Raw genomic sequence first — 25,840 nt, forward strand, 5'->3', positions numbered from 1 at the left:
GTCAGGACGCACACCCGGGGGACGGTGGACCAGTCGACGGCGGTGATATCGCCCAGGTTCGGGACGCCGGGCCAGTGGCGGGCCAGGATGCGTGAGGCGTTCGGGTCGACCTCGGCATGCCAGGCGAGCGTGCCGCCGAGCGCGGACTGCACACCCAGGTCGAGGCCGCCGTACCCCGAGCAGAGAGACCCGATCAACGGCGTGGCGAGGCTTGAGGCCGTGACGCGTAGGTCCGGCGCGGCTGCGGAGATGGGGTAGATCAATGCGAGTTCCAGGGGCAGAAGAAGCTGATGGGGAGGGGGCCTCACGGGTGGCCGCGCGAGGGTGGTCGGGCTGCTGACAGCGTGGGGAGACGGCTGGCCGGGGCTGGGGGTGACGCGCCTGGGCGGGGTGTGCTGCGGGCGCGGGCGGCCTTCACTCGGTCGGGCGGCGGCTCGGCCGCCGGCGGAGCGGATGCCGTGGTCTTCGGAGCCGGACTGCTGTTCGCGGTGGCCCAGCGGGCACGTACCTCGTCGAGCGGACCGAGTTCGTGCAGAGCGTGGTTGATCAGCTGGCCGGGCCCCAGGACCTCGTCCTGAGCCAGGGTCCGGATGGCTCGCGCGGAGGCGGCGGCGGTGCGCGTGACGGAGGAGCGCATCACCCGCTGGCCGAACCAGTCAGCGCTTCCGGGGACCATGCCTTCGCAGACGGCGGTCAGCTGCTCGCTCGACACAGTGCCGTCGGCCAGCAGACCGCGTCGCTGGGCCTCCCAGAGCAGGGTGATCCGGTCGATGGGTTCGCCCCGGTGGTGCAGCGCGCCCAGGCACCGGTAGAGCTGCCCGTGGGTCGGGTCGGCGAAGTCTCCCGGCCGCAGCCAGGCCACCACCTCGCCCATGGCCCCCGGCTGTTCGGCGAGGACGGCCAGGAGGAACCGCTCGTCCTCGGCGACCTGGCCGCTCTGCGCCGGAGGCGGGATGTGCGTGGCGGCAGAGGGCCCAGCGGTGGGTGGGACCGGTCGAGGGTCGGTTCCCCAGCGTCGCGCAAGGTCGGTGAGTACGCCGGTCAGGACGTCCGCCGTGCGCAACGCTCCCTCGACCTCGCCCTGGACGGCGTCGGCCCGAGCCGCCTGGTGGAGACGGATCGCGTGCTGGGCGACGGTGCGGTGAATCGCCCCCTCCAGCACCATGCGGCCGTACACCGGGGCGTGCTCGGTTCGGGGACACGCCTGGATCAGGGCGTGGGCGTACGCCGCGGTCAGCCCGCGCACGTGCTGTCCGGCCTCCTCGACCGCGTCGGTCACCCACGACAGCGGCAACGGACCATCGGCCGAGAGCGCAGGATGCCCGTCGTTGCGCAGCTTGCGGAGCGCGTCGAACAGCGCCTGGTGGACGGGCCGATAGAAGTGGTCCGCAGCGAGCCACTCCAGGTGCGCGAGCTGCTCGGGGTCGAGGAGTGCGGCACCGAGGACCGCCTGCTCGGCACTCATCAGCGGGTTCACCACCGGCCTCCGGGACCAGTGCAGGACGCCTCGTCCTGCCGGATGCGGAGGTTGGCGACTGCCTGGTCGGCAGCGGCCATCGACAGCGCGAAGTCGTCCAAGACGGCAGTGAAGGCGGGATCGGTGGCGGGAACCGAGCCTGCCTCGCCGTCAAGCCACCACCGGCCACCGCGCAGGACGACCGGAGCGTGGGCCAACCGCCCCTGCTGTGGTGTGGGCGCGCTCATGCCGACAGTCCAAGATCGTCCTGGCCGATGCTCTTCGCGAGGGCACGCTCGGTGATGGCCTTCGTGGCGCGAGCGGAAGCCGGGCCGACCACCTTGGCGGAGGGCTCCTTGTACCAGGGCTTGAGGTTGAGCATGGCGACCCGGATGCCGGTGGCCAGCAGCAGAACCTTGCCCTTGGGCAGGGCGCGGATGGCGTCCGGCGGAAGGATCCGTTCCGTGCGCATGCTCACCGAGGTGGACTTGCCGCCCTCGCTGGTCGACACCGAGGTGGTCTGGACATCGTGATCGCCGACCTGACGGCTGAGCCGGTCGGCGAAGTCCGCGTCGTCGATGCCAGATCCGATGATCTTGATGGTGGCGGCGGAGTACAGGGCATCCATACCGGCCTCGCCCCAGCACCGCTGGCCCTGACGGTAAGACTGCAGGATCGTCATCGGGATGACGCCTCGGCTGCCCAAGTGGCTGTAGAGATCAGGGAGGTCCGAGATGCGGCAGACGTTCGCTGCCTCGTCGAGGACGCACAGGGCGGGCGGGTCGAGTCGCCCGCCGGAGCGCTCGGCCACGATCACGGCCGCGCGCATCACGGCGTCGGCCGCTGCAGCGATGATCGCGGACGCGCTGCCGCCGCCGTCCTTGCTCAGCAGGTACAAGGTGTCGCGGGACGTGGCGAAGGCGAACGGCTGAAACTCGGGAAGGTCGTCGTTGGGGGTGACCCAGGCGGCGACGTCCGGGTCGAGCAGGCAGCTCGCGTACTGCCTCGCGGTCTCATAGATGCCGTCGCGCGTTTCGGTCGCGCCGGAGACGGTGCCCTGGAGCTGGGCGGCGACCGCATGGTGGCCGGCGTCGGTGAGCAGGTCCACCGGGGTGCGGTCGGCCGGCATCGCGAGCCAGGCCAGGACGTCGGTGATCGGCCGCCGGTGGGACGCGGCGGCGAGGAAGAGGGCACCGAGGGTGTTGCTCGCGGCGGTGGACCAGAAGTCGGAGCCGCTGGACTCGTCCACGCTCGCGGTCACGAAGTGCCCCGCCAACCTCTTGGCCCCGGCGAGATCGCGGGCGTCAGCGAGGATGTCCCACCACATCTCGCGCGGGTGGTGGGCGATCTGCTGCGGATCGAGGGTCCAGATCGTGCCGACCTCGGCACGGGCGTTCACCGTGGTGGTGAAGGCGTCGTTCGCGGCTTTGTTACTGGTGAGCAGGACCGGGCCCGGTGCCGAGAGGATCGCGGGGATCGCCAGCCCGGACGTCTTGCCGGAACGCGGGGCCATGATCGCGACGATCACGTCCTCCCAGGACGCGCGGACCTCCGCACGGCCGGGATCGAGGGTGCCGAGCAGGATGCCGCGGTCAGCGGGCAGGACCTCTTTTACTCTCCCGGCCGCCCAGGCTCGGGCGCAGGCTCTTCGCCTTGGCGACGATCTCCTTGTCCAGCAGCGGCGCCAGGTCCGCCTTCCGGGCGAGGCCGGACTTGGACCCGGCACGCCACCGCATCCACAGCACGGCAGTGGTGACGACCAGGGCAACGGTGAACAGGGCGGGGACGACGCGGGCGCCGACCATCAGCATGCTGGTGCTCAGGGCCGGCCACAGCACCTCCGGGTGCAGCAGCGCGTCCGTTGTGCGGAAGGGGGCCCATGTCCCGCTCCCGACGAGGGTGTTGGTGAGATTTCCGGTCAGCCAGGCTAGGGAGCCGAAGGCCATGGCGGCGCCGAGGATGCCGAACAGGAGGTAGAGGAGCGCGTCCGACCCGGTGGTGGTCGAGGGCGCGCTGGTGCGCGGGGAAGGCACGGCGGTTCCTTGGGTGTGCGAGCGGGCAGGGGCGGGGCGCGCTCGGCTCTCGTGCAGATCATGGGGGTACTCCTGGACGTCTGAGGCGGAACGTTTCAGCGGGGTCGGCCGGCAGAACGAGGCGCGGGCGGAGGTGCTGCGGTGGCCGGCGGACTGCCGGTCGACGGCGATGTTCCGGCGCGCGGCGACGAGGCGCGGGCAGCCCGCTGCCGGTCTGCATCGACGTTCCGGGCAGCGGACGGCACAGGAGCAGCCTCGGCACCGAGGACATCGTCGAGCAACTCCCGGCTGCGCAGGACGTTGACCATCTGGTGGTGCCGGGGGTCCGTGCGCTCTGCGGGACAGGCAGCGAAACCGTCCTCGGCGGCTTCCAACTGCTCACGGACGTCCTGGAGCATCCCGTACGCGGCTGCCAGTCGGGTCCATGTCTCGAAAGTCGGATGGTGATGCGGGGCGTCGAAGTCGAGGCGGGCGCGAGTCCAGTCGGCGGCAGAGGCGACGAGTTCGGTCAGTTCGGGCAGAGCCCCGACCAGTGCGCCGTTGACCTCCTCGATGATGCCCGCCACCTCATCGGGCGAGGCGTCCTCGTGGAGGCGAGAAATCATCCCGCGAACCGAGTACGGATCGGCGGAAGCGCTGGGCAGGTGCCTGACCTGCAGCGGCTTGTCGGAGCCCGATGCCGCGCTGCGGTGGGCGAGCCGGATGTTGTGCTGCATGGCCGCACCGACGGCCTCGCCGATGCTGGAGTAGTACTCGGGCACGTTTGCCTCTTCGGGTGAGTGGTCCTTGACGGGGGTGAGTCGAGCGGGGGCGCGCGACGTACTGGAGGCCGACGGCGGAGAGGGCGTCCGGGGTCACCGTCGGGGGGTTGAGGCGCGCGGTGGGTGACCCGTCGCAGAGCAAGGCGCCGACGGGGAACTGGACGCCGAGGAGACCTTGGCCTGGTTCGCCGCAGGAGAAGTGGCGAGAGCGGCACCACGGTGATCACGGACGGTCGGTGCTGGGGAGTAGCTCGTCGAAGTGGCGCCGACGCGGCGTAGCTCGGTCTCGGAGTCGACGAGTTCGGACTGGGCCGAGCTGACGAACTCCGAGGCGAAGCCGAACCGGTCGGCGAGCGCATACGCGTCGTCGTCCAGGTCGTTGACCTGTTCTCCCGCTGCTTCCAGCGCCTCCCGGACACGCTCCAGCGCACCGTGCTCGGGGTGAAGGAGGTGGTCGACTGCCCGCTGAAGGCTGGCTCCGTCTTCCGCCGCACGGATCTGGTCCGTGATGCTGAGGAGTTCAGCTCCGGCGGCGTAGGGCCCCAGCGCATGCACCGGAGGGCTCATCCGGTCCGTGTCGAGGGACGGCGGAAGGGTGACGTCATAGCGAGCGGCTCGAAGCATCTCGGCCGCATGGCTGGCGATGGCGACCTGGTCGGCGAGCGGAGTGGTGGTGGGCAGGCGATGGCGTCGGCCGTGCCAGTCGTCGATCTGCTTGAAACCGGCGTGACGGAGGAGCTGCGCGGAGAGGTCATCAGTAGCGCCCTTGGCAACGACGCTGCCGCTGAACTCGGACGTGATGGTGATCGAGGTAGGCACGGAAGTCTCCGGGGCAGAGGGAGCGAAGGACCCGTTGGAGGTGGGCCAGTGGGCAGAGCGTCCGGCAAATCCGGGGTTTGGTCCGGCCGAGAATCGCTGGTAGAGGCCGCACGGTGGCGGTCAGCCGGGTGCCCCGCCGCAGCAGGGCACCCGGTCGGTCAGAAGAAGGGATTCTCTGTCGGCCGGTCGGCCCCGGTGGCGGCTCGGAGCAGTTCGGTGAGGTCTTCGGGCTCGGACGACCTCTGGTCTATCCACCACCCGGCACGGGTCACCGTACGAGCGTTCTCCTCGACCTCCGCCCACTCCGCTTCGCTGGTCGTGCCTTCGGTGACCAGTGCGGTGTAGGCATTGGTCAGGATCTGGTGACGACAGCGCACGCCCCAGGGAACGGCCCGCTCGGTTCCCTCCAGGGGAGGCATCCGGTACTGCTCGGACCAGGCTTCGGACGCCGTCTGCTCCTCGGCGCGCTTCGCCTTGAGCCAGGCAGCCTTGTCCTGCTCGTCGCCCTCGTTCGAGGCGCGCCAGCAGTCCGTGCACTCCTGCCGGGCGAGCCACTCGGCGAAGCCGGCGCGGCGGTCAGCCGGTCGGTCGGACAAGTCGCGGTCGGCATGGTGACCGCAGGTGTGGTCGATAGGCCAGATCGTCTTCACGGCCATGGAAGGGCCTCCTTGAGGAGTTGGATCAGCGGTCGCGGGAGTACGCGACGCGGGGGTCAACCGGCCGGACCGCCGGTGTGGAGACGGCGGCGGGGACCGGCGCCCTGCCCGGGATACCGGCACGGGCCGGGCTGGCGGCGAGCGCGGCGGCGCTCAACGGAGACGCGCGGGCGGGACCACGGCCGCGCTCACGGCCGGCGGTCGGCGTGGCAGCAGGGCGGGGCCGAGCCGTCACCTCCTGAGCGAGGCGGGGCTGCACTGCGACCTGGAGCCCCGAACGGTGCAGGGCCACCGTGGCGGCGGCGACTTTCCCCAGCGCCTCGACGCGATCGGTGGTCGCGGGGAGCGTGTAGATGTCCAGGCTCGAGTCGTGCCGCCAGCCGTCCTCCACCAGCGCCAGCCCGCTGAGGCCGGAGACACGGTCGCCGAAGGCTGCGACGATGCCGAGCTGCGGGTGATCGGCGAAGGCGACGTCTGGTTCACCGAGCGGACCGCGGTCGCGTACCTGTGCCGTTTCGGGCGCCAGCGCAGGGTCAAGGGCGACGTCCACATCGACCTGGTAGCCGGCCTTGCGCAGCAGCTCGATGGCCCGGCTCGTACGGCCGTGTCCGTCACGGTTCTGGTCGGCCAGCGCGTACAACGTCGGCTGGTCGGGGACGGGATGGAAGTCGAATCCCCTGAGCATCCAGGTGCTGGCCGCGAGGTTCTTCGGGTTCGCGGCGACGATGCCGTGGACGGGGTGGCGGCCGAAGGCCAGGTCGGGCAGCACGTCGTAGTGGCTGGGCATGGCAAATCCATCCGAGGCGGGTGCGGTCACAGGTGCGGGCGACGGGCGGATCAGTTCTGAGGGTGCGGTGCACGGAGGACTCCTGGATCGCGGTCGGTCAGAGCCGGGGAGCGGATGAGGAACTGGCCGGCGGCGGCGCCGCCCGCGCGGAAGACTCCGGCGGCGGACCGGTCGGGAGCACGCGCTGGCCGACCGACGGCGAAGAGGCGAGAGCGACCCTCGCCCGGGATGGAGCGGAGTCGGGCGGGAGCACGGTGGCGGCGCGCGCCTCGCCGGAACGTTCCTGCTCCTGGCGTGTCGGTACGCCAAGCTGGTCCAGGCGGGCGTCGACAGCGGAGAGGAGATCCGGCACGCTGCCGCCGTGGCGCGCATGCGGACCGTCCGGCTCGGAGTCGTAGATCACCTCGTAGACCGCAGGCTCGGCGGACCGGTGCCGGGTGACCATCCAGCTTTCCGGGGTCTCGGGGTGCTCGGAGGGTGGCTCCTGCGGGGGCGAGATGATCAGCGAACTGCCGTCGGGGAGCTCGGCGTGGACGATGTAGTCGCTGAGGCCGTACTCGACGGTGCCCTCCAGGCCGCGCTGCCCGAGCGCGGAACAGAGGGCAGCCTGAATGCGACGCGGATCGGACACGGCGGTCGGGGGCGAGGTTTCGAGGTGCATGGAGTTCTCCGTTGCGAACGTCCCGCCGCACGGCGGGAGCCGACGGGGCGTGGAGCTTGAAGGAGTGCGCGGTGGACCACGAGGATCTGGTGATCGGGCAGTTTGGCGCTGCCGTGACTGCGTGCTAGGGATCACCGCGAGCGACCGGGAGCCGGCGGTTGCGATGCCGGCGGGAGCTGGGGCGAAGCAGGTGATCCGGCAGGGGCGTTGTGCGTCGAGCGGGTCAGGGCGACGCGAGCCCGCTCGGTCTGCGCCGGCCGTTCGGTGTCCGCTCGGTGAGCGAGGTATTCGCCGACGCGCACCAACGCCGGTCCCTTGGACCCGAGTTCGTGTGAGTAGTGCCAGCCTTCGGTGTTGCGGTGCTCCTCGGCACGCTCCTGGTAGAGGTGGAGCACGCTCGGCTGCGAACCGTCCATAAGCGCCATGACGTCGGCCCATTCGTGCCGCAGTTCCTCTGCCCGGGACAGGATGGTGTCGATTCCGTGTATCCGACGGAGGTCGTCACTGATCGGCCCCTCGACGTAGTCGGGGCCGTCGGCGGCGGCGCGGACCCCGGCCAGCAACTCGGGTCCGTGGTCGAGGAACACCTCGGCGTGCTTCCACGCTTCGGCGTCCCGCTTGACCTTCCCGTCCCCGTAGACCTTGTCGTCCAGCGGCCAGCCGTCCGCGTCGCAGAGGGAGTCCGAAACCGCGTCCCAGGCGTCGCACGCCTCGTTGATCCCGGTGGCGGCCGAGGCCAGTGCCGGGAGGTGCCGTCGCCACGCCAAAGGGTCGGTGGCCTGCGACGGCTGGTTGTCACCGGAGGAAGGAGTGGAAGAAGCAGACATGATCGATTCCCTTTGCTGTGCTGGTCGTTGGGCTAGGCGGCCATGCGGGCGTCTGTGTCGAACAGCTCCCGCTCGGCCGGGTGGAGGATGTGCTGGGTGATGAACGAGCGGCCGGCGACCTTCCACAGACCTCGGCCCTTGGTCAGGGCGGACACCGCCTGGGTCTCGACGCCGGTCAGGCCGAGCAGAGATGCAGCGGCGGCGAGCTGGTCGGGCTCCTGGCGGTAGATGATGCGCGTGCTGCAGTCCGCGAGGAGCCCCTCGGCCAGGACTCGGCCGCGTGAACCGGCGTCGCCCGCCGAGAGCAAGTCGCTGAGCCGGTGGATCACCATGAGGTTCGCGATGCCCAGCCCTCGGGAGAGCTTCCACTGGCTCTGCATCCGCTCCAGCAGCCCGACGTGCCGCATCAGCCGCCACGCCTCGTCGTAGATCACCCAGCGTCGACCGCCATCGGGATCACTGAGGGCTGACTCCATCCACGCGCTCGCGCACGTCATCGCGAGCACCAGTGCCGTGTCGTCACCGGAGCCGCCGAGACGGGAGAGGTCGATGGACAGCATCGGTGTGGTCGGGTCGAACGACACGGTGCTCGGCGCGTCGAACATGCCGCTCAAGTCGCCGTGCACGAGCCGTCGCAAGGCGTGGGCGAGGTCCTGGGCGGCTGAACCGAGGTGCCCCGCCTGGTGGCCGAGGGCCTGGTCGAGGCGTTCGGGGGAGCCGAGTACGTGCGCGATCTCGCCGAGCAGCGGCACCGTGCCCCGTCCGGCGGCGTCGGCGACGACCAGATCCAGGGCCAGGTCGAGGGCGGTGTGCTCCATCGGCAGCAGGTCGCGCTTCAGCACGGTGCGGGCGAGGCTGGCCAGCAGCAGCAGACGGCGCTTGCGAACCTCCGTGAACCAGTCCTCCTCGCTCACGGAGGCGGGGCGGGCCGGGGCGTCCAGCGGGTTCAACCGGCCGGGGAGCCCAGGGCCCAGGGCGATGCTGTAGCCGCCGAGGGCCTGCGAGACGCCGGTCCACTCCCCCTTGGGATCGCAGGGGATGTAGATCCGGTAGCCGTGGGCGATCGACCGGGTGGCGATCGACTTCGCCAGCGCCGACTTGCCCATGCCGATGATCCCGGCCAGGAACGCGTTGGGGTTGGTGAAGCCCTCCACCCTGCCGCTGTTGTAGAGCGAGAACGGGTCGAAGCAGAAGGCCGCCTCCGCGTGCACATCGCGGCCGATGAACACCCCTTCGGCGCCCAGGCCGCCCTCGGCCACGAACGGGTACGCGCCGCTGGCTGTGGCGGTGGTCATCCGGTGGGCGGGCAGGGCGAGCTTGCCGCCGCGGGCGGAGGCCGGACCGGGGCGACCGGCGGGCGGGTAGGTGGGCCGCAGATCCGGGTCGAGGGTCTGCTCGGCGCGGTGCTTGGGCGGGTTTCCGGCGAGGCGTGCCTGGCGGCGGGCTTCGGTGAAACCGGCTCGGGCGGCTCGCTGTTCGGCGCGTGTCGTCTTACGGGGCACGAACAGAGGGGAGGCGCTGGCGCGGGTACGGGGCATGAGCGTTTCTCCAGATGAGGGGTGGGTCAGCGGCGGACGAGGCCGGTGAACGGGGCGTGCAGGTCGGCCGGGGTGGTGCGCCGCCGGACGAGATGAGCGGTGCGCTGGTGGCGCTGGCAGATGGTCAGTCCCGGTGCTCCCTCCGGAAGGCCGGCCTGGCATGCCTCCGGTGCGGGGATCTCGCCGGAGTCCGGCCGGGGTGCCGCGTGGTAGGCGGCGTGGAGGTGCTCGGCGGCCTGCCAGATGCGGGTGCGGGCGGTACGGAGCTGGTCGCCCTCGACCGCGACGAGCTGCCCGGTGCGACCGGTGTGGGCGTCGAGCAGCCCGTACAGCGAGACGAGGTGGGCGTGCAGGGCGTCCAGCTCGGCCCGGGTGGTGACCAGCGGGCCGCCCGGGATGTTGAGCGCCCGGTGGAAGTCGAGCGCGGCGGTGGCGAAGGGCACGAAGTCCTGCGCGGTCGGGCTGGCGGTGCGGGACATGAGGGTGCTCTTTCGAAGGGAAGGGTCAGGCAGCGAGCGCGAGCGGCAGGGCGGCGGCGGTGAACGCCTCGGCCTGCTGCCAGGTCAGCGGCCGGAGATCGAGTTGGGCGCCGACAGCGGCGGTCTCCACGACGGCGCAGGCGGTGCGCAGCTCGTCCTCGGTGTCGGCCGAGACGGTCAGCAGACCGGTCAGGGCGACGTCGGCGTGCCCGGCGATGAGCTGGCGTTCGCGGGACTTGATGTCCTGGTACTCGATCGAGTCCGCCTCGGAGTCGACCTGGCCGCGCCGGGCCCGTTCGGCGGCGTCGGCGATCACGCTGGACTTCTTGCGCTGCACGTCGCGCAGGGCGGCGTCGAGGTTCTTCGGCTCGTAGGAGAGCGACAGCGTGCGCCGCACCCCGCCGGTGAACAGGAGCTGGTGCAGGAAGCCGGCGCTGGTCTCGGTGCGCGGCCAGTTCTCCACCCAGTAGGTGGCGTGCACGGCGGAGTCGGTGGCGATGTGGTCCGCCTTCTCGACGACCACGACGGGTCCGGCGGCGGCGGGCTCGGCCTCGGGGCGACCGGCCGTGGACCAGCGGTCGAGTGTCGCCAGCGCCTTCGGGTCGTAGGAGGTACGCACCACGGCGGCGATCTCGCGGGCGGTGAGCCAGCCCGTCGGGGTGAGACCGGCGGTCCGCGCCGCCTGGTCGAACGTGGAGGTGAGCTGGGCGAGGACGCTGAAGGCACCGGTGAGACCGCCGCCAGCCTGGTTGATCAGCCGACGGGCCGCCTTGGTGTCCAGGGACACCGCGACGTACGCCTCGTGCGGGGCGGCTGCGGGACCGGCGCTCTGGATCAGCTCGTTATAGATCGCGCCGGCCATCGGGGTGTCGGGGCGGCCGTGCTCTTCCCAGTAGCGGCGCAGCGCGTCGCCGGAGTCGGGGATGGTGCGCTCGATCACCTGGATGCGGGCGATCTGCCCGGTACGGGCGAGAGCTGCCAGCGCGCGTCCCCAGCCGCCGACGTTGGCCTGCTGGGTGCCGGGGTCGAGCAGGGCGTAGGCGCGGGAGGAGACCTTGACCACCGCGGTCAGCGTCCCGGTGTGCGGGTTGTGGACGGCGCCGTACTTGCCGTCGGGAGCAGTGGTCACGCGCAGGCTGGCAGCGGTGCCGGGAAGGTGGAGCAGTCCCTCGCGGGTCGGCCGGCGGGAGGGCCGGGTGAGCCAGACGAGCTGGCCTCGCATCCGGCGCAGCGCGTAGCGGACGACGATCGGGGCCCAGTCCGCCAGAGCACGGCCTCGGTGGCGGACGAAGACGAGCAGGGCGATGACCGCCCACAGCGGGATGAGCTGGAGGGCGCCGACCACACCGCGGGCGAGGATCACGGCGAGAAGGAGAAGGCCGGTGAGCCCGGCGACGGCCAACTGCGGGACGGACAGGCCGAGCAGGACGCCGCGCCTGCTGCGGTGCGGGAACTTCACGGTGGGGGTGGAGGACTGGTGCTTGCCGGACATGGTGGTTCCAGACGGTGGGAGGGTGCGGAGGACGGGGCGCGCGGCGCTCTTCTGGACGTCATGGCGAAACCTTCCTGCTGGTGGGGAGGCGGGGGCGGGCCGTGGAGTGCGGCCCGCCCCCGGGGATGTGGGTCAGGAACCCGACGGCGGCTGGGTGGGATACACCCAGTTCGTCGGCGTCGCGGAGCCGGTGGCCGACGGACCGGACCCGGACGCCGGAGTGCCCGAGGCCGAAGGTCCGGGGTCGGCTGGCGGCATGGAGGTCATGTCGCCGCCCGGAGCCGATGCGGCTGCGAGGTGACCGGAGCCGCCCGCAACGCCTTGGGCAGTCGATTCGGACCCTTCCGGTTCGTCCTCGCCAGGACGTGTGATCAGCGGCGGGATCCCGGGGCGCTGGATCAGGGCCCGGCCCTTGTCGCCGCTCGCGTCCGGGTCTTCGCCGTACCGGAAGCGGGTCTGCTGCTTGGGCGGCCCGGCGTCGATGCCCTCCTTGCTGAGGTTGCTGCCGGAGGGGTTGATGCCGGAGGCGACGCCATCGGTGCCCGCGCCGGGGACCTGGTTCGGACCCTGCGGAGCGGGGGCGCCGGTACCGGCCCGCAGCGCGAGGCTGCCTGCGGTCTTTGCGGCTCCTGCGGCGACCGCCATGCCGGCGACACCGGTGCGGTGCATGTCGTCGTGACCGCCGCCGTCGCTGGCCCAGTGGACGAACTTGTACGTCGCGTAGGGGCAGAGCAACACCAGGACCATCACGACGATGCCGGCCATCGCGTCGGACAGTGCCGCCATTCCGTCGCTGGCGTCAGTCTTGCCCATGGCGGAGACGCCGATCAGGAAGACCACGGTCATCAACAGCTTGGAGACGATCAGGGTGCCGGTGGCCTCGATCCAGCCGCGCCGCCACCGTTTGGCGACTTCCCAGCCGCCGCCCGCCCCGGCGAACACCGCGAGCGCAACCATGATCAGGACGCCGACCTTGCGGGCCACCATCACGCCCCAGTAGAGGAAGGCACCGATCGCGCACCCGAAGGCCACCAGCGCGGGCACACCCCAGCCGAGGCCGTACATGGCCCCCATCTGATCAACCTTGATCACACGACGGATCGCGTCGTCGATCGAGGTGTTGGCGGCCTTGAAGAGGCCGTCGGACAGCGCGTCCACCACGGTGATGGCGACGGTCGTGAAAGCGATGGCGGAGAAGCTGAAGAGGACTCCGGTCATGGTGCCGAACGCCGCCTTGGCGAGGGCACGTTCATCTCGGCGCCAGGCCGCGGTCATGAGCTGGATGCAGAAGATGCCGACGGTCAGGGCGAGGCCGATGGGCAGCAGCAGCTCGTAGTTGTCGCGGAACCACCCGGCGTTGAGGTCGATGGCCGTCGTCTTGTTGACGGCCTTGGCGGCCAGGTCGGCCGCGCTGGACGCCAGCTCGCCCGCCGACTTCGCGATCCACGCGCCGAGACCGTCGGTGACGGTGCCGGCGGGGTTGGTGGCGAAGTCGACAGCGCCGCACACCTTGTCCATCAGCGGGAAGTCGCAGACTCCCATGGGTCGTACCTCCGTTCTGGAGCGAGGGTCAGGGAGCGACGGACGGCATGACGCCGACCAAGGCGCAGGAGTGGTTGGGCCGGCACTGGACCGCGAGGGTGGTGGACCGGCTCTCCGCGCCGCCGGCAGCCGAGCCCTTCCAGCGAATCGACTGCTTGCCGGAGACCGTGACGGCGTAGACGTACGCCTGGGTGATCGCCCCGGGGTCGTCCTGGAGGGCCTGGGTGAAGGCGTGCGGGAAGTGCCCCTCGTTGATCTTGGCGGTGGCGACCTGTTTGTTGGCCGCCATCTCCTTCCACAGCACGGCCGAGGGGACCGCCTGGTCGACGGAGGCCGGGTCGGCGTACTTCGACTCCGTGGTCAGCCAGCCGCGCAGCGCCTTGCGCAGCTCGGGCTGCGAGTACGCGCGGGTGTCGTACGACCACAGCGCTGCGGCGGCGGCCTTCCCGTACGTGATCGGGTCGTGGGTTTTCGGCGGAACGGGCAGGGCGTGGGGCCTGGTGTGCGGCCCGGACGGCGCCGCGGTCGACGAGGATGCCGTGGGCGAACTCGGCGGTGGGGAAGCGGTATCGGAGGGGCTTCGGCCCTCGCGGGTGAGGTAGGCGGCCAGGCCGGCGAGGGCGACGAGCACCGCCAGGACGGCAGTGCCGAGCAGCGCCCGGCGGCGCACGCGAGATGCGCCGCCGGGGTGGGTGGAGTGCTGAGCCATCAGTGGACCTGCGTCCCGAGCGTCGAGAAGAACGCCACTACACCGTTGGCCGCACCGAGAAGAAGGGCCGCGCCAGCGCTGACCAGCACACCCTTCTTCCCGTTCGCCTCGGCCTGGTGACCACCGGAGTGGTGACCCCAGGCCCACACGCCTGCACTGACGGCGAGGGCTCCGACCACGGCGATGAGTCCGAACAAGTTGATCGAGCCCATCACCTGCTTGAGGACGTTGAGGCCAGGGAGCCCGCCCTCGTTGGGCTTGATTCCGGGGTCGTAGGCGAGCTGTATGACCTGTTCAGCGAGATACACGGGAACTCCAGTTCGAATGAGCGCACGCCAAAGCCCGGTGGGGCGAACCAGCGGTGCGAGGGGAGGTGGGGAGGGGGAGGAGCGCCGGTCAGACGACTCGGCGGGCCGCGAGAATCCGCGATTTCCAGGACGCGACGGTGGTGATCCGCACGACGTCACCGGTGTGCGGGGCGTGGACGATCAGGCCCTGCCCGATCGCCATCCCGACGTGTTCCGGTACGGCGGCCGTCCCCTCGGTGAAGAGGAGGTCGCCCGGCTTGAGGGCATCGACCGAGACGGCCTTGCCGTCCTTGACCTGCGTGTACGTGGTCCGCGTCAGGGTGACCCCGGCGGCCTTGTACGCGCCCTGCATCAGGGAGGAGCAGTCGCAGCGGCCCATCGGGTTCTTGCCGTGGGAGTCGGTGCACGTGCCGCCCCACTGATACGGGGTGCCGAGCTGGCCGAGCGCCCACCGGATCGCCGTCTGTACCTTCGGCGGCGCGGAGGCGGGAATCTTGTACTCGTCCGGCAGGGCGCCCGCCGGGATGGTGCCGAAGTCCGTCCCGTCGCCGTCCGCCGAACAACCCCCCGCGGAATCGGGAGAGGGGCTGCCGGTGTCGGCCGAGCCGGACGGCGATGGGCTCGGCGATGCGCCGCCGGCCTTCTGCAGCAGGGGCTCGATGGCCTTCTGCAGGGCGGTGGCCAGCGGCTCCCATTTGGCGTACGCCTCCGGGAAGCCCGACTTCTGTACCGCCTGCGCGGCCTGGGTGACAGAGAGGGACTGCCAGCCGGAGACCTTCTTGAGCCCCTCGTAGAACTTCGTCGAGGCGTGCACCGGGTCGAGGATCTGGCTGGCCGTACCCCAGCCCATAGACGGCCGCTGCTGGAAGAGGCCCAGCGAATCGCGGTCGCCGTAGGTCAGGTTCCGCAGGCCGCTCTCCTGCAGCGCGGTCGCCAGGGCGACGACCTGCCCCCGGGCGGGGATGTTCATCGCGGCGCCCGTGGCCTGGATCGTCTTGGCGTTGGGCACCTGGTCGGCTGGCGCGTCCAGACCCGGTACGGAGACCGAGCCCTTGTCGCCGCCGTCCAGGATGGCCTTCACCTGCTTGGCGACGGCGGAAGCGTCCACACCCTGTGCACTGTCGGTCGAGCACGAGGCCGAGGCGGTCCCGGCGCCGATGCCGAGGATCGGCAGTGCCAGCAGGAGCGGTCCGGTGGCGCACAGACCGACGAGGGCTCCCGTCGTCTTCTTCACGGCCGCCGCCGTTCAGCGCGACGGCGGTGCGGACGGGGCGACGGAGGTGGGTCGGGGCGCGGGTGTGTCAGGGCATGCTGCATCGCAGCGGCTCCTCGGTGTTCGAAGGAGACGCGGTGCCGACTTCTCGTGCAAAGCCGTCGGCACCGCGCCGATGTGCATCCGCCTCTCGGCGGGCCCGGGTCAGAGGAGTTGGTAGCTCCAGGACGCCGGTTTCAGGTCACGCGCGGCAGCCAGCCGCGCTCGTAATCTCAGGCAGTGCACAGGGGCCTCCTCACGGCGCTCGCGGGCAGATGGGCAACATGCCTCCGACGCCGCCCGATTGGACGAGACAGCACGGATAAGCACAGCTCAACGGGGGTGGAGCAGCGCTCCTTCCCGGTGGCACGGCGAGACAGTAGACCGGGATTCCGGCCGCGCCAAACGACTGCCATCCAGGGGCCCGAAGCAGGGAGTCACCTCGTTAGGTGCGGCCGGAATTCGCCGTTAACCTCCGCTGCAACCTCGCACCGGATGCACGCCGTTGAGCGCTGTCCGGAACAGGTCCAGACTCCGCCGCGCCCGAAGAGAGGCCCTCCCCATGAGCTACACGCTGCACCGAGGCGACGCCCTGACCGTCCTGAAGTCCCTCCCGGACGAGAGCGTCCAGGCGGTGATCACCGATCCGCCGTACAACTCCGGGGGCCGCACCAGCTCCGACCGGACCGGCCGTACCGCCCGCGCCAAGTACGTCACGAGCAACTCGGCGCACGACCTCGCCAACTTCCCGGGCGAGAACCGCGACCAGCGCTCCTACCGCTCCTGGCTCACCGAACTGCTCACCGAGGCGTACCGGGCCTCGACCGAGCACGCGGTCGCCATGGTCTTCACCGACTGGCGACAGGAGCCGACCACCTCCGACGCCCTGCAGATGGCGGGATGGACCTGGAGCGGCACGATCCCGTGGATCAAGCCGTCCAGCCGACCCCGCAAGGGCGGGCCGAAGCAGGACTCGGAGTTCATCATCTGGGGCGTCAAGGGCTCCCTCGACAACACCCGCGACCTCTACCTGCCGGGGCACTACATCGCCTCCCAGCCCCGCAAGGGCCGAGTTCACATCACCCAGAAGCCCGTCGAGGTCATGCAGCAGCTCGTCCAGGTCTGCCCCGAGGGCGGCACCGTCCTCGACCCGTTCACCGGCAGCGGCTCCACCGGGGTCGCGGCCCTGCGCGAGGGACGCCGCTTCTTGGGCGTCGAGCTGTCCGAGCACTACGCCGACGTCGCCGAGGAGCGGCTGAGGGCCGAACTGACGAAGGACGACTTCGAGCTGGCCGGACCGGAGGCATGAACGTGAGAGCGAAGAGAGGCCAGGGCCGGCGGCCCACAGACGCCAGAGGGGCGGCTGGAGCATCGACTAACCGATGCGCCAGCCGCCCCTCCTGTTACGTCAGGCCGCCTCGAACGCCCGCCGGATCAGCGGCGCCGCCTTCTCCAAGCCGGCTGCCGAGACGACGCGGACCTCCAGGTCGCCGGTCCCGAGGTGTCCGATACCGCGCATGTCACGGGTGAAGCCCTCCTCCAACTCGACCGTGTCCGGGTCGAGTCTGAGGTACACCAGGATCGCCTCGTGCTTCGGACGGAAGATCACCGACGCCACGTTCACCAACCGCCGGTAGGCGATGTAGTGCCGCAGGGACGCCACCTCCACCTCGCCCCATGCCGTGAGTGCCTCGTCCAGTTCCGCGTACAGGTCCCGCAGGCACTCCGGCACCGCTCCTCCACCCACAGGCGGAGAGACCGCCGAAGCCGTCGGCACGCTGTCCGCCACGGGTGCCCGCTCCCGGCCCCGGCGAGACGAGGCAGCGCTCGGAAAGCCGGTCGCGGAGTCCACGAGCAGCAGTCCCAGCAGGCCACCGTCGAAGATCCGGTAGCGCACCAGGTCGATCCGTTCGGGCAACCTCTGCACCGCCACCCGGTCGTGGTGCGAGAAGCCCGCCGCGATGCAGATCATCCGCGGACGACGCCAGTCGACGGACTCGGCGGCCTCCGCCCCCAGCACCTTGCGCACGAGCGCCTCGAATTCGTGGTGCGCCGATTCCAGCCAGGACAGGTAGGAGACCGCCTGGGACATCACGCCGCTGTCCGAGCCCTTCTTGAACTCGATCACCACTGGGCTGCCGTTCTCATCGAGCCCCAGGGTATCGATCCGCCCTCGGTGCCAGGGGCCGGTCTGGTACTCCGATGCCAGGAAACGGACACCCAGCATCTGCTCCAGGCCGGCCTCGACCCGCCGCTGCAGCTCCACCTCCAGCGCCACGGTCGAGCCGGCCAGCTCGACATCCCGTCCGTCCGCGTCCTGCCGGAACATCATCAGCTCGGCCATCAGCGCCCCCTCCTACGATCTCTGCAAGAAGGCCAATCGAACGAAAGCCCTGCTTATTCCGCTCGTGGGCGGTCCGAGGGCAGGGCCGTGCGGGTTCCTTTGTCACCGAGGTTTCGATCGCTCGACAGAAGTTGCCATGCCGCATATGGGACTGCGATGAGGGGAAGCCCGGCCGGGGGATCGAAGAGTGGTCCGTAGCCACCGAGGGGCGCGGCGAGGGCTGCGCCTGCGAAGGGCGCGAGCGTCGCGGTGGTGGTTGCCGGTGCTGCGAGGAGCCCGGTGAGCGTCCGTACTGGGCGGTTCCCCATCGGTCGGAGATGGCAATTGCCTGCAGGAGTGTCAGGTTGCCGCGAACCGCTCGCACCCCGCCCTTTAACTGGGCCAGCGAGCCGACCCCACGTAGGAAACCGTCTTAGCCGCGGCAACTCGTGAGGAACGTGTGCAAGGCAGCGTTGGTGCGTTCCGGACGGCCGAGCTCATCGGTACGGGCATCGAGGTCGTGCAGATTGCGCGCCACTTTCTCGACCTGGGAGCCCACCGAACTGGGGAAGGGGATCGGCCGGGTCTCGTGAGGGGTTTGGAACCACGTCGCGGGGGAGCTCGATCCTGTCGAGCTCCCCCGCTGAGGGAGGATCAGCCGGTGACGGAGGTCAGGGCGGGCAGATAGCCGAGCTTGTAGCCGTCGGCGGTGGGGTGGAGCGGGGGAAGGTCGGCGATCGCGTGGAACCACGACTGGTTGGAGCAGACGGCGTGGCCGGCGAAGGAGGGCTGGGCGTCGACGTACTTGAAGCCGGCCTTGGAGGCGCTGCTGGCGATGCCCTGGTTGAGGGCCTTGCCGAAGCGGTTGATTTCCTTGCGCTGGAACTGGTTGGGAGCGATGAGAACCGAGCAGCTGGCGGTCTCTTCGAAGAGGAGGGGATAGCCGAGGACGTAGACGGTGGCGTTGGGTGCGGCCTGGTGGATGGCGGCGTAGGTGGTGTCGAGCTTGGCGGTGATGGCAGGCATATCGGCGATGGCCTTGTTGATGGAGGTGGTGCAGGCGCTGTCTCCGGACATGCAGGTGGTGACCTGTTCGCCCCAGGCGGCGTCGTTGCCGCCGATGGTGATGGTGACGACGTCGGTCTCGGCGTTGAGGCCGGAGATCTGGTTGGCGAGTACGTCGTCGGTCACGGCGCCGCCGCAGGTGACGTCGGTGAAGCTGGTGATGCCGTGGGCATTGGCCCACAGGGCGGGGTAACCCTGTGCCGTTCGACCGCAGTCGGTGTCGCCGCCGGGTGCGCCGACACCGGCGGAGAAGGAATCACCCATGGCTACGTACTGGGTGGTGGAGTCGTAGCCGGGAGTTGCCGCGTGGGCGGGGGCGGAGAGCAGGCCGACGGCGGCCAGCAGAGGGAGCGGGGCGGCGAGAGAACGAAGGAACAGGCTTGTCATTGATGCCTCCGGGAGGGGGGAGGTCGCCGGCGATCGCTTCAGGCGGTCTCGGCGACGGAGGTTAACGCCGAGTAAACTAGGGCGACCTTTACTTGAGGTCAAGGTGTTGTGCGTGATTGATCGCGGAATCTCGGCGGTAGTCCTCGATCCCCCGCTCGTCGTGCCGGTCGATACCGGCATATGGTCCGGTGGTCTCATCTCAAGGCGTGTACATCTGGCCTGCGGGAATCCACTGTTACGATTCAGTGGCTCCGCTGGAGCGGATCTTCAGAGCGGATGCGGGGAGGCTCGGTGGCTCGGCAGCGACGTGTCACGGCTGCAGACGTGGCTCGGGAGGCGGGTGTCTCACAGACCACAGTCAGCTACGTACTCAATGACGTGCAGCACCAGAAGATCGCTGCCGAGACTCAGGAGCGGATCCACGCTGCAGTCGCGAAGCTTGGCTACACACCATCCGCCGCGGCTCGTGCGTTGAGGAAAGGGCAGAGCGATATCGTTCTGCTGCTTTTCGCGGACATGCCGCTCGGGCATACCGCGATCGAACTGGTTGAGCAGCTCACTCGGATTCTGCGTCAGCAGGGCTTGAGTGTGGTCACCCGCATCGAGGACGGCGGCGCGAACGATTCGCTGTGGGCGGACCTCGCGCCGCGGGCCGTCGTCATGCTGGCTCCGGTCCAGGCCGACCGGCGCAAGCGGATGGAGGCGGCCGGCATCCAGGTGATCAATGCATGGCGGCGTGACCCCGAGGACGCCGTGCACGACACCCTGGCGCACTCGCAGCACCGCGTCGGAGAAGTGCAGGTACGCCACTTGGCTGCCACCGGACACCGGCACATCGGGTATGCGGCGCCGGTCGACCCACGGCTGGCCGATTTCTGCGAGTTGCGCCTCCAGGGGGTCAGCCAGGCTTGCCGGGAGCTGGGCATTGATTCACCCGTGGTGCGCGAAATCGGCTCCGACAGGGACCTTGCCACGGACATCGCTCAGCAGTGGCGAACTGACGGCGTCACCGCGGTATGTGCCTTCAATGACGAGGTGGCCTTCGCATTGCTGGCCGGCATGCGGGCGGCGGGCATGGAAGCCCCACGTGACCTCGCCGTCATCGGGGTGGACGATATTCCGGTCGCCCAGTTCGCCGAACCGCCCCTCACCACTGTCGATCAGCACATCGGCGGCGTGGCCGGGGGACTGGCTCAGGCCGTCCTGCGGCGCCAGGACCCACCGGAGGCATCCGGACAGCCGCGGGGTGAGTTGGCCACCGTGGTTGTCCGGCAATCGGCCTGAGCTCGGTCCTTCGCGCCCCCTCAGTTCCCGATGAGTCGGGGATCCACGTGGATTTTGGGGCCCGCTCCAGCGCCGAGTGGGCGGCTCCCGGCGAGCACGTCTCCGGCCCGTTCCAGGCTCACGGTCGCCGCCACCAGAGGCCTGGGATCCACCGAGCCGTCCGCGTACGCCCTGATGGTCGCGTCGAGAGCCGGGGACGCCGAGAGGAGCCCTACAGCCGTGACGTCCTTGAGCGCGAGCGTGCGGGTGTCGATCCGGCTCGGCTCACCGGCAAGGCCGATGCAGACGACCCTGCCGCCAGGCTCCACCAACTCCACTGCGAGGCCGGGCAGGTGCGGCGCGTTGGAGGCGTCGACGATCGCGTCGAACGGCAGATTCGGGAGGCTGTCCTCCTGCCAGAGCTGGTCGAATCCGAGAAGGCCGGCGAAGTCGAGGGAAGCCCGGGTCTTGCCCATGAGGTGTACTTCGGCTCCCCTGGCCCGCGCGAACATCGCGACCAGAAGGCCGATCGTCCCTGGCCCGAGGACCAGGACCCGTTCATTCCCGTCCGGCGTCGCGGCACGCGCCGCGCGCAGAGCGTTGCCGCCCGGCTCCACCAGCGCGCCGAGCGTGGCGTCGACGGAGTCCGGCAGCGGGTGCAGCGAGGAGGCGGGAACGGCGAGCTGCTCGGCCAGCGCGCCGGGCTGACCGTCCCGGACACCCACCTCGCGGCGCGTCTCGCACACATGCCCGCGTCCCCGCAGGCAGCGCCGGCACTCGCCGCAGCCGATCATGGTGTCGCCTGTGACCCGGCGTCCCAGCCACTCCTGGCCGACGCCGGCCCCTACCGTGCGTACGCGGCCGGACCACTCATGGCCGAGGCGCATCGGGAAGGACGCGTGGCCCTGGTGCAGGTAGGCCATCTCGCCGGTGAAGAACTCCATGTCGGTGCCGCACACTCCGACCCGTTCGATGTCGATGACCACCTCGCCGGGGGCGGCGGCCGGAGCGGGCAGCTCCTGTACCTCGTACGTACCGGGGCCTGTGAGGATGAAGGCGCGCATGACTCCCCTCACCGAGGGCCGAGGACGTGCTGGCGCTGGCTCCCCAGACCGCTGATGCCGAGCTCCATCACATCGCCGGGGCGCAGCCACACAGGCGGCTTGAATCCCATGCCGACGCCGGGCGGGGTGCCGGTGTTGATGAGGTCGCCCGGCTCCAGGACGAGGAACTGGCTCAGGTAGTGCACGATGAAGTACGGGTCGAAGATCATCGTCTTGGTGTTTCCGGTCTGGCGGCGCACCCCGTTGAGGTCGAGCCACATGTCGAGAGCGAGAATGTCGTCGATCTCGTCGGTGGTCGCGAGCCAAGGCCCGGCAGGGTTGAAGGTTTCAGCGGACTTGCCCTTGGCCCACTGACCGCCACGCTCCAACTGGAAGGCGCGCTCGCTGACGTCGTTGACGACGACGTACCCGGCGATGGCGTCGCGAGCCTCCTCCACCGAATCCAGATAGCTGGTGCGGCTGCCGATGACGATGCCGAGCTCCACCTCCCAGTCCGGCTTGGTGGAACCGCGCGGGATGCGCACGTCGTCGTCGGGGCCGACCAGGGTGTTCGGCGACTTCGTGAACAGGATCGGCTCGTCCGGTACCGCCATGCCGGACTCCGCCGCGTGGTCGCGGAAGTTGAGGCCGATGCACAGGATCTGGTGGGGGCGGGCGATGGGCGCCCCGATGCGCTCTCCGGAGAAACGGGACACTTGTCCAGCCGCCGCGCGCTCGGCCACGACGGGCCGGACGCGGTCGAGACCGCCCGAACCGAAGAACGACTCGTCGAAGTCCGTGACGATGTCGGAGAGGTCGACGTACGTGTCGTCGTCGAGGCGGGCGACGGGCTTCTCGGCGCCGACGGTGCCGATGCGCATCAGATACACGAGCTCAGTCTCCAGGGTATGAGGGGGAGGAGGTCAGCAGGGGAGGGTGCGATCGGCGGGGGCCGACCACGAGGGCACGGGCGCGCCAGGAACGTCCACACGGGCCGTGAACAGACGTCCCGAATCGGGGTACTGACCCCGCTGGGCATCCGTGAGGTCCACGCTTGCGGTGGTGATGACGAGGGTGCGCAGATCGGAGCCGGCAAACGCCACCGACGAGGTGTGCGGTGCAGGGACGGCCAAGCGTGAGGTGAGGGCACCGGTGGGGGAGTAGCGGCGGATCTCGCCCGCGCCCCACACCGCGACCCAGAGGTGTTCTTCCGCGTCCAGCGCGATGCCGTCTGGGTGGCCGTCTTCGATGCGCAGGTGGACACGGCGTTCGGCGTCGTCGTGGGTGTAGTCGCGTACGCAGACGGTGTGTTGGAGGGTGTCGACGCTGTAGAGCGTGTGTCCGTCGGTGGACCAGGCCAGGCCGTTCGACAGTGCCAGGTCCATGTCGAGCACGGTGAGCCTGCCATCGGGCTCCAGGCGGACCAGCGTCTCCCGCTGGGACGGGCCGTCGAGGCTGAGGGTGCCGACGAGGAACCGGCCGGACGGGTCGGTCGATCCGTCGTTGAGGCGGCGCCGGACGCCGGGCGGCACGATCCGAGGACCGGCGCGGCGAGTGCCGTCGATGCCGAGAACCACCAGGTGCTCCTGAGCGGCGATGAGCAGCGTGCCGTCGTCGGAGACGGCGACCGCTCCGACCATCGAGTCGAAGGAGTGACGCCGAGTGACCGTGACGCGGCCGGTGGTGTCGTCGACGGAGCCTTCGAGGACGTACCCGGCGAGGATGTCGACCCAGAGCAGGCGCTGCCGGACTGTGTCCCAGACCGGCCCTTCGGCGAGTTGGAAGGCTTCGACGCTCGCGGCAGCCAGTCGTCGTACGGTCACTGGAGTGGTGCTCCCAACGGATCCAGCAGGGAACGAATTTCGTCGTACGCCTCGATCAGGGTGCTCAGTGGCGTGCGGTAGGTCAGCGCGCTGACGCTCACCGCGCCGGACGGAGTCGTCGCCGAGTTCGCGTACACGGGGAGGGCCAGGCAGTTGACACCCGGCTCGTTCTCCTGGTCGTCCAGGGCATAGCCGCGTTTCCGGACGGCCTCGAACTCCTCGTGCAGTTCCGCGGCGGTGTGGCGAGTCCGCCCAGTCCGCCGCTCCAGCGGTCCGTCGCCGATCCATGTCTCGACGTCCCCTACGGTGCGCAACTCGTGGGCGAGGAGCAGCTTTCCGACCCCCGTGGCGTGCGCGGGGTTGCGGCCACCGACCGTGGAGGTCAGACGCACGGCTCCGGTGGGCGGGTCGACCTTGGCGCGGTAGACGACCTCGTGGCCGTCGAGCACCGCGTAGTGCACAGTCTCGCCGAACCGCTCGGCAAGAGCCTCCAGGGAAGGGCGTACACGTACGTGGTCGGGACGGGCTTCGTGGTGAGCGAAGGCCATGCGTAGGAACTCGTCGCCGAGCAGGTAGCGCCCGCGCGCGTCCTGCTGGGCCAGACCTGCCCGGCGCAGCGACTGCAGCGCGCGATGCACGGTCGGTTTGGGGCTGGCGATCACCCGTGTCAGCTCTTCCAAGCCCACGCCGTCCGGATGACGTGCGAGCTCTTTGAGTACGGCGAGTACCCGGTCGGAGCCGACAGGCCCCGTGCTCTGAGCTGCGGTTGGTCCATCCACGGCGGACTCGGACCTCTTGGGTCCGGGGGCTTTCGATCCGTCGAACGTCTGCGTATTGTCCATAGCGTTCCAAACGTTAGACCGATGTACCGATTATTGGAAAGGGGTACAGGTGAAGCTTCGCAGCGCGCAGTGGTACGCGGGCCAGGATCGCAACGCCTACATCCACCGGGCCTGGATGCGCCGCGGTGTGCCGGACAACGCCTTCACCGGCCGCCCGCAGATCGCCATCGCCAACACCGCCTCCGACTTGACCCCTTGCAACGCCCACCTGAACGAGGTGGCGGCCTCGGTACGCAACGGCGTGTACGAGGCCGGTGGCATCCCACTCGATCTGCCCGTCGTGTCGCTGGGCGAGACGAACGTGCGGCCCACCGCGATGCTGTGGCGGAACATGGCGGCGATGGCCACGGAGGAGATGCTGCGGGCCAACCCCCTCGACGGTGTCGTGCTGTTGGGCGGCTGCGACAAGACGATCCCGTCGCTGCTGATGGCCGCCGCATCGGTCGACCTGCCCGCGGTCGTCGTCCCCGGCGGACCGATGCTGAACGGCTCCTTCCGCGGCAAGCCGCTCGGCTGCGGCACCGATGTATGGAAGCTGTCCGAGGAGGTCCGCGGCGGCACGCTCAGTCAGGAGGACTTCACCAGCTCCGAGTCGGCGATGATCCGCAGCCGTGGCCACTGCAACACCATGGGCACCGCCTCCACCATGGCCCTGGTCGCCGAGGCCCTCGGCACGGTCGTGCCGGGCGTTGCCGGAACTCCCGCGCCCGACAGCCGACTTCTGCAGGACGCCCACCAGACCGGCCGCCTCGCCGTCGAGATGGTCGGCGTCGACCGTCGCCCCGGCACCTTCCTGACCAAGGCGTCCTTCCACAACGCGATCGTCGCGCTCGCCGCTGTCGGCGGTTCCACCAACGCCGTCGTCCACCTTCTCGCGATCGCCGGGCGCCTCGGCATCGACCTCACCCTCGACGACTTCGACCGCATCGGCTCGCGCGTCCCCGTCCTCGTCGACCTCCAGCCGGCCGGCCGGTTCCTCATGGAGGACTTCCACCGGGCCGGCGGTCTGCTCGCGGTGCTGCGCGAAGTGCGGGATCTCCTCGACCCGGACGCGCTCACCGTCACCGGCAGGCCGCTCGTCGAGCACCTCGACGCCGCCGCCGTCTGGGACGCCGACGTCATCCACCCGCGCAAGGAGCCGCTCGTCGCGGAAGGCGGCATCGCCGTGCTCCGCGGCAACCTCGCCCCCGACGGCGCCCTCATCAAACCCGCCGCCGCCTCCCCGCACCTCCTCCGGCACCGCGGCCGAGCCGTCGTCTTCGACTCCATCGAGGACTTCCACTCCCGCATCGACGACGCGGATCTGGACGTCGACGCGGACTCGGTGCTCGTCCTGCGCGGCTGTGGACCCAAGGGATATCCAGGCATGCCCGAGGTCTCCAACATGCCTCTGCCGAAAAAGCTGTTGGAGCAGGGGGTACGCGACATGGTCCGGATCTGCGACGGCCGCATGAGCGGAACCGCCTACGGCACGGTGGTGCTCCACGTGGCACCCGAGGCGGCTGCGGGCGGACCGCTCGCCCTCGTACGCACCGGGGACATCGTCAGCCTCGACGTCGAGGCCCGCCGGATCGAGATGGACGTACCTGCTGACGAACTCGCCCGCCGCGCTCCGAACCAGGCGACTCTCGACGGCTTCGCCCAGCCCAAGCGGGGCTGGGAGCGCCTTTACGTCGACCACGTCCAGCAAGCCCACACCGGTGCGGATCTCGACTTCCTCATCGGCTCCAGCGGCTCCGAGGTCAGCCGCGAATCCCACTGAACCGCCGACCCC

At 70.2% G+C, this 25,840-nt stretch carries 24 protein-coding genes and 3 pseudogenes; 3 read left to right on the forward strand and 24 right to left on the reverse strand.

Translation table 11 applies throughout. From position 1 onward, the window contains the following. Positions 1-41 precede the first annotated feature (41 nt). From ACGFNN_RS22100 to ACGFNN_RS22180, 17 genes and pseudogenes are all read right to left on the reverse strand, one after another. Positions 42-308 (reverse strand): annotated as a pseudogene (locus ACGFNN_RS22100) (hypothetical protein); the annotation flags it as partial. Further along, entirely contained in the window at positions 305-1,477 is a 1,173-nt protein-coding gene (locus tag ACGFNN_RS22105; RefSeq protein ID WP_393558180.1) for a DnaB-like helicase N-terminal domain-containing protein, read from the reverse strand. The pseudogene ACGFNN_RS22100 and the gene ACGFNN_RS22105, both read right to left, overlap by 4 nt. Further along, positions 1,474-1,704 carry a hypothetical protein gene (locus tag ACGFNN_RS22110; protein ID WP_393558182.1) on the reverse strand — a complete coding sequence of 77 codons (231 nt, stop codon included), beginning with the start codon at positions 1,702-1,704 and terminating at the stop codon, positions 1,474-1,476. Before ACGFNN_RS22110 ends, ACGFNN_RS22105 begins: the two co-directional genes overlap by 4 nt. After that, a pseudogene (locus ACGFNN_RS22115) lies at positions 1,701-3,489 on the reverse strand (type IV secretory system conjugative DNA transfer family protein). Before ACGFNN_RS22115 ends, ACGFNN_RS22110 begins: the two are co-directional and overlap by 4 nt. Before the next feature lie 95 nt (positions 3,490-3,584). After that, on the reverse strand, positions 3,585-4,250 hold the full coding sequence (locus tag ACGFNN_RS22120; protein ID WP_393558183.1) for a hypothetical protein: 666 nt from the start codon (positions 4,248-4,250) through the stop codon (positions 3,585-3,587). Positions 4,251-4,343: 93 nt separating this feature from the next. After that, the gene (locus ACGFNN_RS22125) at positions 4,344-5,069 is read right to left on the reverse strand and encodes a hypothetical protein (protein WP_393558185.1); all 726 of its coding nucleotides are present in this window, start codon (positions 5,067-5,069) and stop codon (positions 4,344-4,346) included. A gap of 158 nt (positions 5,070-5,227) precedes the next feature. Next, positions 5,228-5,725 carry a hypothetical protein gene (locus tag ACGFNN_RS22130; protein WP_393558187.1) on the reverse strand — a complete coding sequence of 166 codons (498 nt, stop codon included), beginning with the start codon at positions 5,723-5,725 and terminating at the stop codon, positions 5,228-5,230. Between the two features lie 25 nt (positions 5,726-5,750). Then, the gene (locus ACGFNN_RS22135; RefSeq protein WP_393558188.1) at positions 5,751-6,512 is read right to left on the reverse strand and encodes a hypothetical protein; all 762 of its coding nucleotides are present in this window, start codon (positions 6,510-6,512) and stop codon (positions 5,751-5,753) included. Positions 6,513-6,609: 97 nt separating this feature from the next. Further along, positions 6,610-7,173, reverse strand: coding sequence for a hypothetical protein (locus ACGFNN_RS22140; RefSeq protein ID WP_393558190.1), 564 nt, complete (start codon positions 7,171-7,173; stop codon positions 6,610-6,612). 131 nt (positions 7,174-7,304) lie between these two features. Beyond that, positions 7,305-8,000, reverse strand: a complete 696-nt coding sequence (locus ACGFNN_RS22145; protein WP_393558192.1) for a hypothetical protein — start codon at positions 7,998-8,000, stop codon at positions 7,305-7,307. A gap of 32 nt (positions 8,001-8,032) precedes the next feature. After that, positions 8,033-9,538 (reverse strand): ATP-binding protein, encoded by a 1,506-nt coding sequence (locus ACGFNN_RS22150; protein ID WP_393558194.1) that lies wholly within the window; start codon positions 9,536-9,538, stop codon positions 8,033-8,035. A 26-nt stretch (positions 9,539-9,564) separates the two neighbouring features. Continuing rightward, positions 9,565-10,017 (reverse strand): DUF6238 family protein, encoded by a 453-nt coding sequence (locus tag ACGFNN_RS22155; RefSeq protein WP_103516369.1) that lies wholly within the window; start codon positions 10,015-10,017, stop codon positions 9,565-9,567. 25 nt (positions 10,018-10,042) lie between these two features. Continuing rightward, entirely contained in the window at positions 10,043-11,509 is a 1,467-nt protein-coding gene (locus ACGFNN_RS22160; RefSeq protein WP_311309635.1) for an SCO6880 family protein, read from the reverse strand. Positions 11,510-11,641: 132 nt separating this feature from the next. Beyond that, a complete protein-coding gene (locus ACGFNN_RS22165) occupies positions 11,642-13,051 on the reverse strand; it encodes an ATP-binding protein (RefSeq protein WP_393558196.1) in 1,410 nt (469 codons plus the stop codon). 28 nt (positions 13,052-13,079) lie between these two features. Continuing rightward, the gene (locus tag ACGFNN_RS22170) at positions 13,080-13,760 is read right to left on the reverse strand and encodes a hypothetical protein (RefSeq protein WP_393558198.1); all 681 of its coding nucleotides are present in this window, start codon (positions 13,758-13,760) and stop codon (positions 13,080-13,082) included. Further along, complete coding sequence (locus ACGFNN_RS22175) at positions 13,760-14,068, reverse strand: DUF6112 family protein (protein ID WP_011029048.1); 309 nt, start codon at positions 14,066-14,068, stop codon at positions 13,760-13,762. Before ACGFNN_RS22175 ends, ACGFNN_RS22170 begins: the two co-directional genes overlap by 1 nt. A gap of 88 nt (positions 14,069-14,156) precedes the next feature. Continuing rightward, on the reverse strand, positions 14,157-15,302 hold the full coding sequence (locus ACGFNN_RS22180) for a C40 family peptidase (protein WP_393558200.1): 1,146 nt from the start codon (positions 15,300-15,302) through the stop codon (positions 14,157-14,159). A 580-nt stretch (positions 15,303-15,882) separates the two neighbouring features. On the opposite strand from ACGFNN_RS22180, the gene ACGFNN_RS22185 reads away from it, so the two are divergent. After that, positions 15,883-16,629 (forward strand): DNA-methyltransferase, encoded by a 747-nt coding sequence (locus ACGFNN_RS22185; protein ID WP_393558202.1) that lies wholly within the window; start codon positions 15,883-15,885, stop codon positions 16,627-16,629. A 99-nt stretch (positions 16,630-16,728) separates the two neighbouring features. Here ACGFNN_RS22185 and ACGFNN_RS22190 read toward each other — a convergent pair whose 3' ends face one another. The 3 genes and pseudogenes from ACGFNN_RS22190 to ACGFNN_RS22200 form a co-directional block, all read right to left on the reverse strand. Further along, the gene (locus ACGFNN_RS22190) at positions 16,729-17,664 is read right to left on the reverse strand and encodes a DUF5655 domain-containing protein (RefSeq protein ID WP_393558204.1); all 936 of its coding nucleotides are present in this window, start codon (positions 17,662-17,664) and stop codon (positions 16,729-16,731) included. 53 nt (positions 17,665-17,717) lie between these two features. Then, positions 17,718-18,022: pseudogene (locus tag ACGFNN_RS22195) on the reverse strand (hypothetical protein); the annotation flags it as partial. A gap of 275 nt (positions 18,023-18,297) precedes the next feature. Continuing rightward, complete coding sequence (locus ACGFNN_RS22200; protein ID WP_393558206.1) at positions 18,298-19,095, reverse strand: SGNH/GDSL hydrolase family protein; 798 nt, start codon at positions 19,093-19,095, stop codon at positions 18,298-18,300. A 276-nt stretch (positions 19,096-19,371) separates the two neighbouring features. On the opposite strand from ACGFNN_RS22200, the gene ACGFNN_RS22205 reads away from it, so the two are divergent. Further along, positions 19,372-20,379, forward strand: a complete 1,008-nt coding sequence (locus ACGFNN_RS22205) for a LacI family DNA-binding transcriptional regulator (protein WP_362555802.1) — start codon at positions 19,372-19,374, stop codon at positions 20,377-20,379. A 20-nt stretch (positions 20,380-20,399) separates the two neighbouring features. On the opposite strand, the gene ACGFNN_RS22210 is transcribed toward ACGFNN_RS22205, so the two are convergent. The 4 genes from ACGFNN_RS22210 to ACGFNN_RS22225 are packed head-to-tail and all read right to left on the reverse strand — an operon-like array spanning position 20,400 to position 24,066. After that, complete coding sequence (locus tag ACGFNN_RS22210; protein ID WP_393558208.1) at positions 20,400-21,422, reverse strand: zinc-binding dehydrogenase; 1,023 nt, start codon at positions 21,420-21,422, stop codon at positions 20,400-20,402. A gap of 8 nt (positions 21,423-21,430) precedes the next feature. Beyond that, positions 21,431-22,291, reverse strand: coding sequence for a fumarylacetoacetate hydrolase family protein (locus tag ACGFNN_RS22215; protein ID WP_393558210.1), 861 nt, complete (start codon positions 22,289-22,291; stop codon positions 21,431-21,433). Between the two features lie 33 nt (positions 22,292-22,324). Further along, positions 22,325-23,224: an SMP-30/gluconolactonase/LRE family protein gene (locus tag ACGFNN_RS22220; protein WP_393558212.1), complete on the reverse strand. Its 900-nt coding sequence runs from the start codon at positions 23,222-23,224 to the stop codon at positions 22,325-22,327. Next, on the reverse strand, positions 23,221-24,066 hold the full coding sequence (locus tag ACGFNN_RS22225; RefSeq protein WP_393558214.1) for an IclR family transcriptional regulator: 846 nt from the start codon (positions 24,064-24,066) through the stop codon (positions 23,221-23,223). The genes ACGFNN_RS22220 and ACGFNN_RS22225 overlap by 4 nt, the downstream gene beginning before the upstream one ends. Positions 24,067-24,115: 49 nt before the next feature. Here ACGFNN_RS22225 and ACGFNN_RS22230 point away from each other — a divergent pair, with 49 nt between their 5' ends. Further along, positions 24,116-25,828, forward strand: a complete 1,713-nt coding sequence (locus ACGFNN_RS22230) for an IlvD/Edd family dehydratase (protein WP_393558216.1) — start codon at positions 24,116-24,118, stop codon at positions 25,826-25,828. The last annotated feature ends 12 nt before the right edge of the window (positions 25,829-25,840 follow it).

This window comes from Streptomyces sp. NPDC048590 (assembly GCF_043199535.1).
Taxonomy (GTDB): domain Bacteria; phylum Actinomycetota; class Actinomycetes; order Streptomycetales; family Streptomycetaceae; genus Streptomyces.

Excerpts from the sequence above, each read along its gene's own strand:
- ACGFNN_RS22110 (WP_393558182.1), bottom strand. The coding sequence starts at position 1,704 with ATGAGCGCGCCCACACCACAGCAGGGGCGGTTGGCCCACGCTCCGGTC.
- ACGFNN_RS22130 (WP_393558187.1), bottom strand. The coding sequence starts at position 5,725 with ATGGCCGTGAAGACGATCTGGCCTATCGACCACACCTGCGGTCACCAT.
- ACGFNN_RS22135 (WP_393558188.1), bottom strand. The coding sequence starts at position 6,512 with ATGCCCAGCCACTACGACGTGCTGCCCGACCTGGCCTTCGGCCGCCAC.
- ACGFNN_RS22140 (WP_393558190.1), bottom strand. The coding sequence starts at position 7,173 with ATGCACCTCGAAACCTCGCCCCCGACCGCCGTGTCCGATCCGCGTCGC.
- ACGFNN_RS22145 (WP_393558192.1), bottom strand. The coding sequence starts at position 8,000 with ATGTCTGCTTCTTCCACTCCTTCCTCCGGTGACAACCAGCCGTCGCAG.
- ACGFNN_RS22150 (WP_393558194.1), bottom strand. The coding sequence starts at position 9,538 with ATGCCCCGTACCCGCGCCAGCGCCTCCCCTCTGTTCGTGCCCCGTAAG.
- ACGFNN_RS22155 (WP_103516369.1), bottom strand. The coding sequence starts at position 10,017 with ATGTCCCGCACCGCCAGCCCGACCGCGCAGGACTTCGTGCCCTTCGCC.
- ACGFNN_RS22160 (WP_311309635.1), bottom strand. The coding sequence starts at position 11,509 with ATGTCCGGCAAGCACCAGTCCTCCACCCCCACCGTGAAGTTCCCGCAC.
- ACGFNN_RS22165 (WP_393558196.1), bottom strand. The coding sequence starts at position 13,051 with ATGGGAGTCTGCGACTTCCCGCTGATGGACAAGGTGTGCGGCGCTGTC.
- ACGFNN_RS22170 (WP_393558198.1), bottom strand. The coding sequence starts at position 13,760 with ATGGCTCAGCACTCCACCCACCCCGGCGGCGCATCTCGCGTGCGCCGC.
- ACGFNN_RS22185 (WP_393558202.1), top strand. The coding sequence starts at position 15,883 with ATGAGCTACACGCTGCACCGAGGCGACGCCCTGACCGTCCTGAAGTCC.
- ACGFNN_RS22190 (WP_393558204.1), bottom strand. The coding sequence starts at position 17,664 with ATGGCCGAGCTGATGATGTTCCGGCAGGACGCGGACGGACGGGATGTC.
- ACGFNN_RS22200 (WP_393558206.1), bottom strand. The coding sequence starts at position 19,095 with ATGACAAGCCTGTTCCTTCGTTCTCTCGCCGCCCCGCTCCCTCTGCTG.
- ACGFNN_RS22205 (WP_362555802.1), top strand. The coding sequence starts at position 19,372 with ATGCGGGGAGGCTCGGTGGCTCGGCAGCGACGTGTCACGGCTGCAGAC.
- ACGFNN_RS22210 (WP_393558208.1), bottom strand. The coding sequence starts at position 21,422 with ATGCGCGCCTTCATCCTCACAGGCCCCGGTACGTACGAGGTACAGGAG.
- ACGFNN_RS22225 (WP_393558214.1), bottom strand. The coding sequence starts at position 24,066 with ATGGACAATACGCAGACGTTCGACGGATCGAAAGCCCCCGGACCCAAG.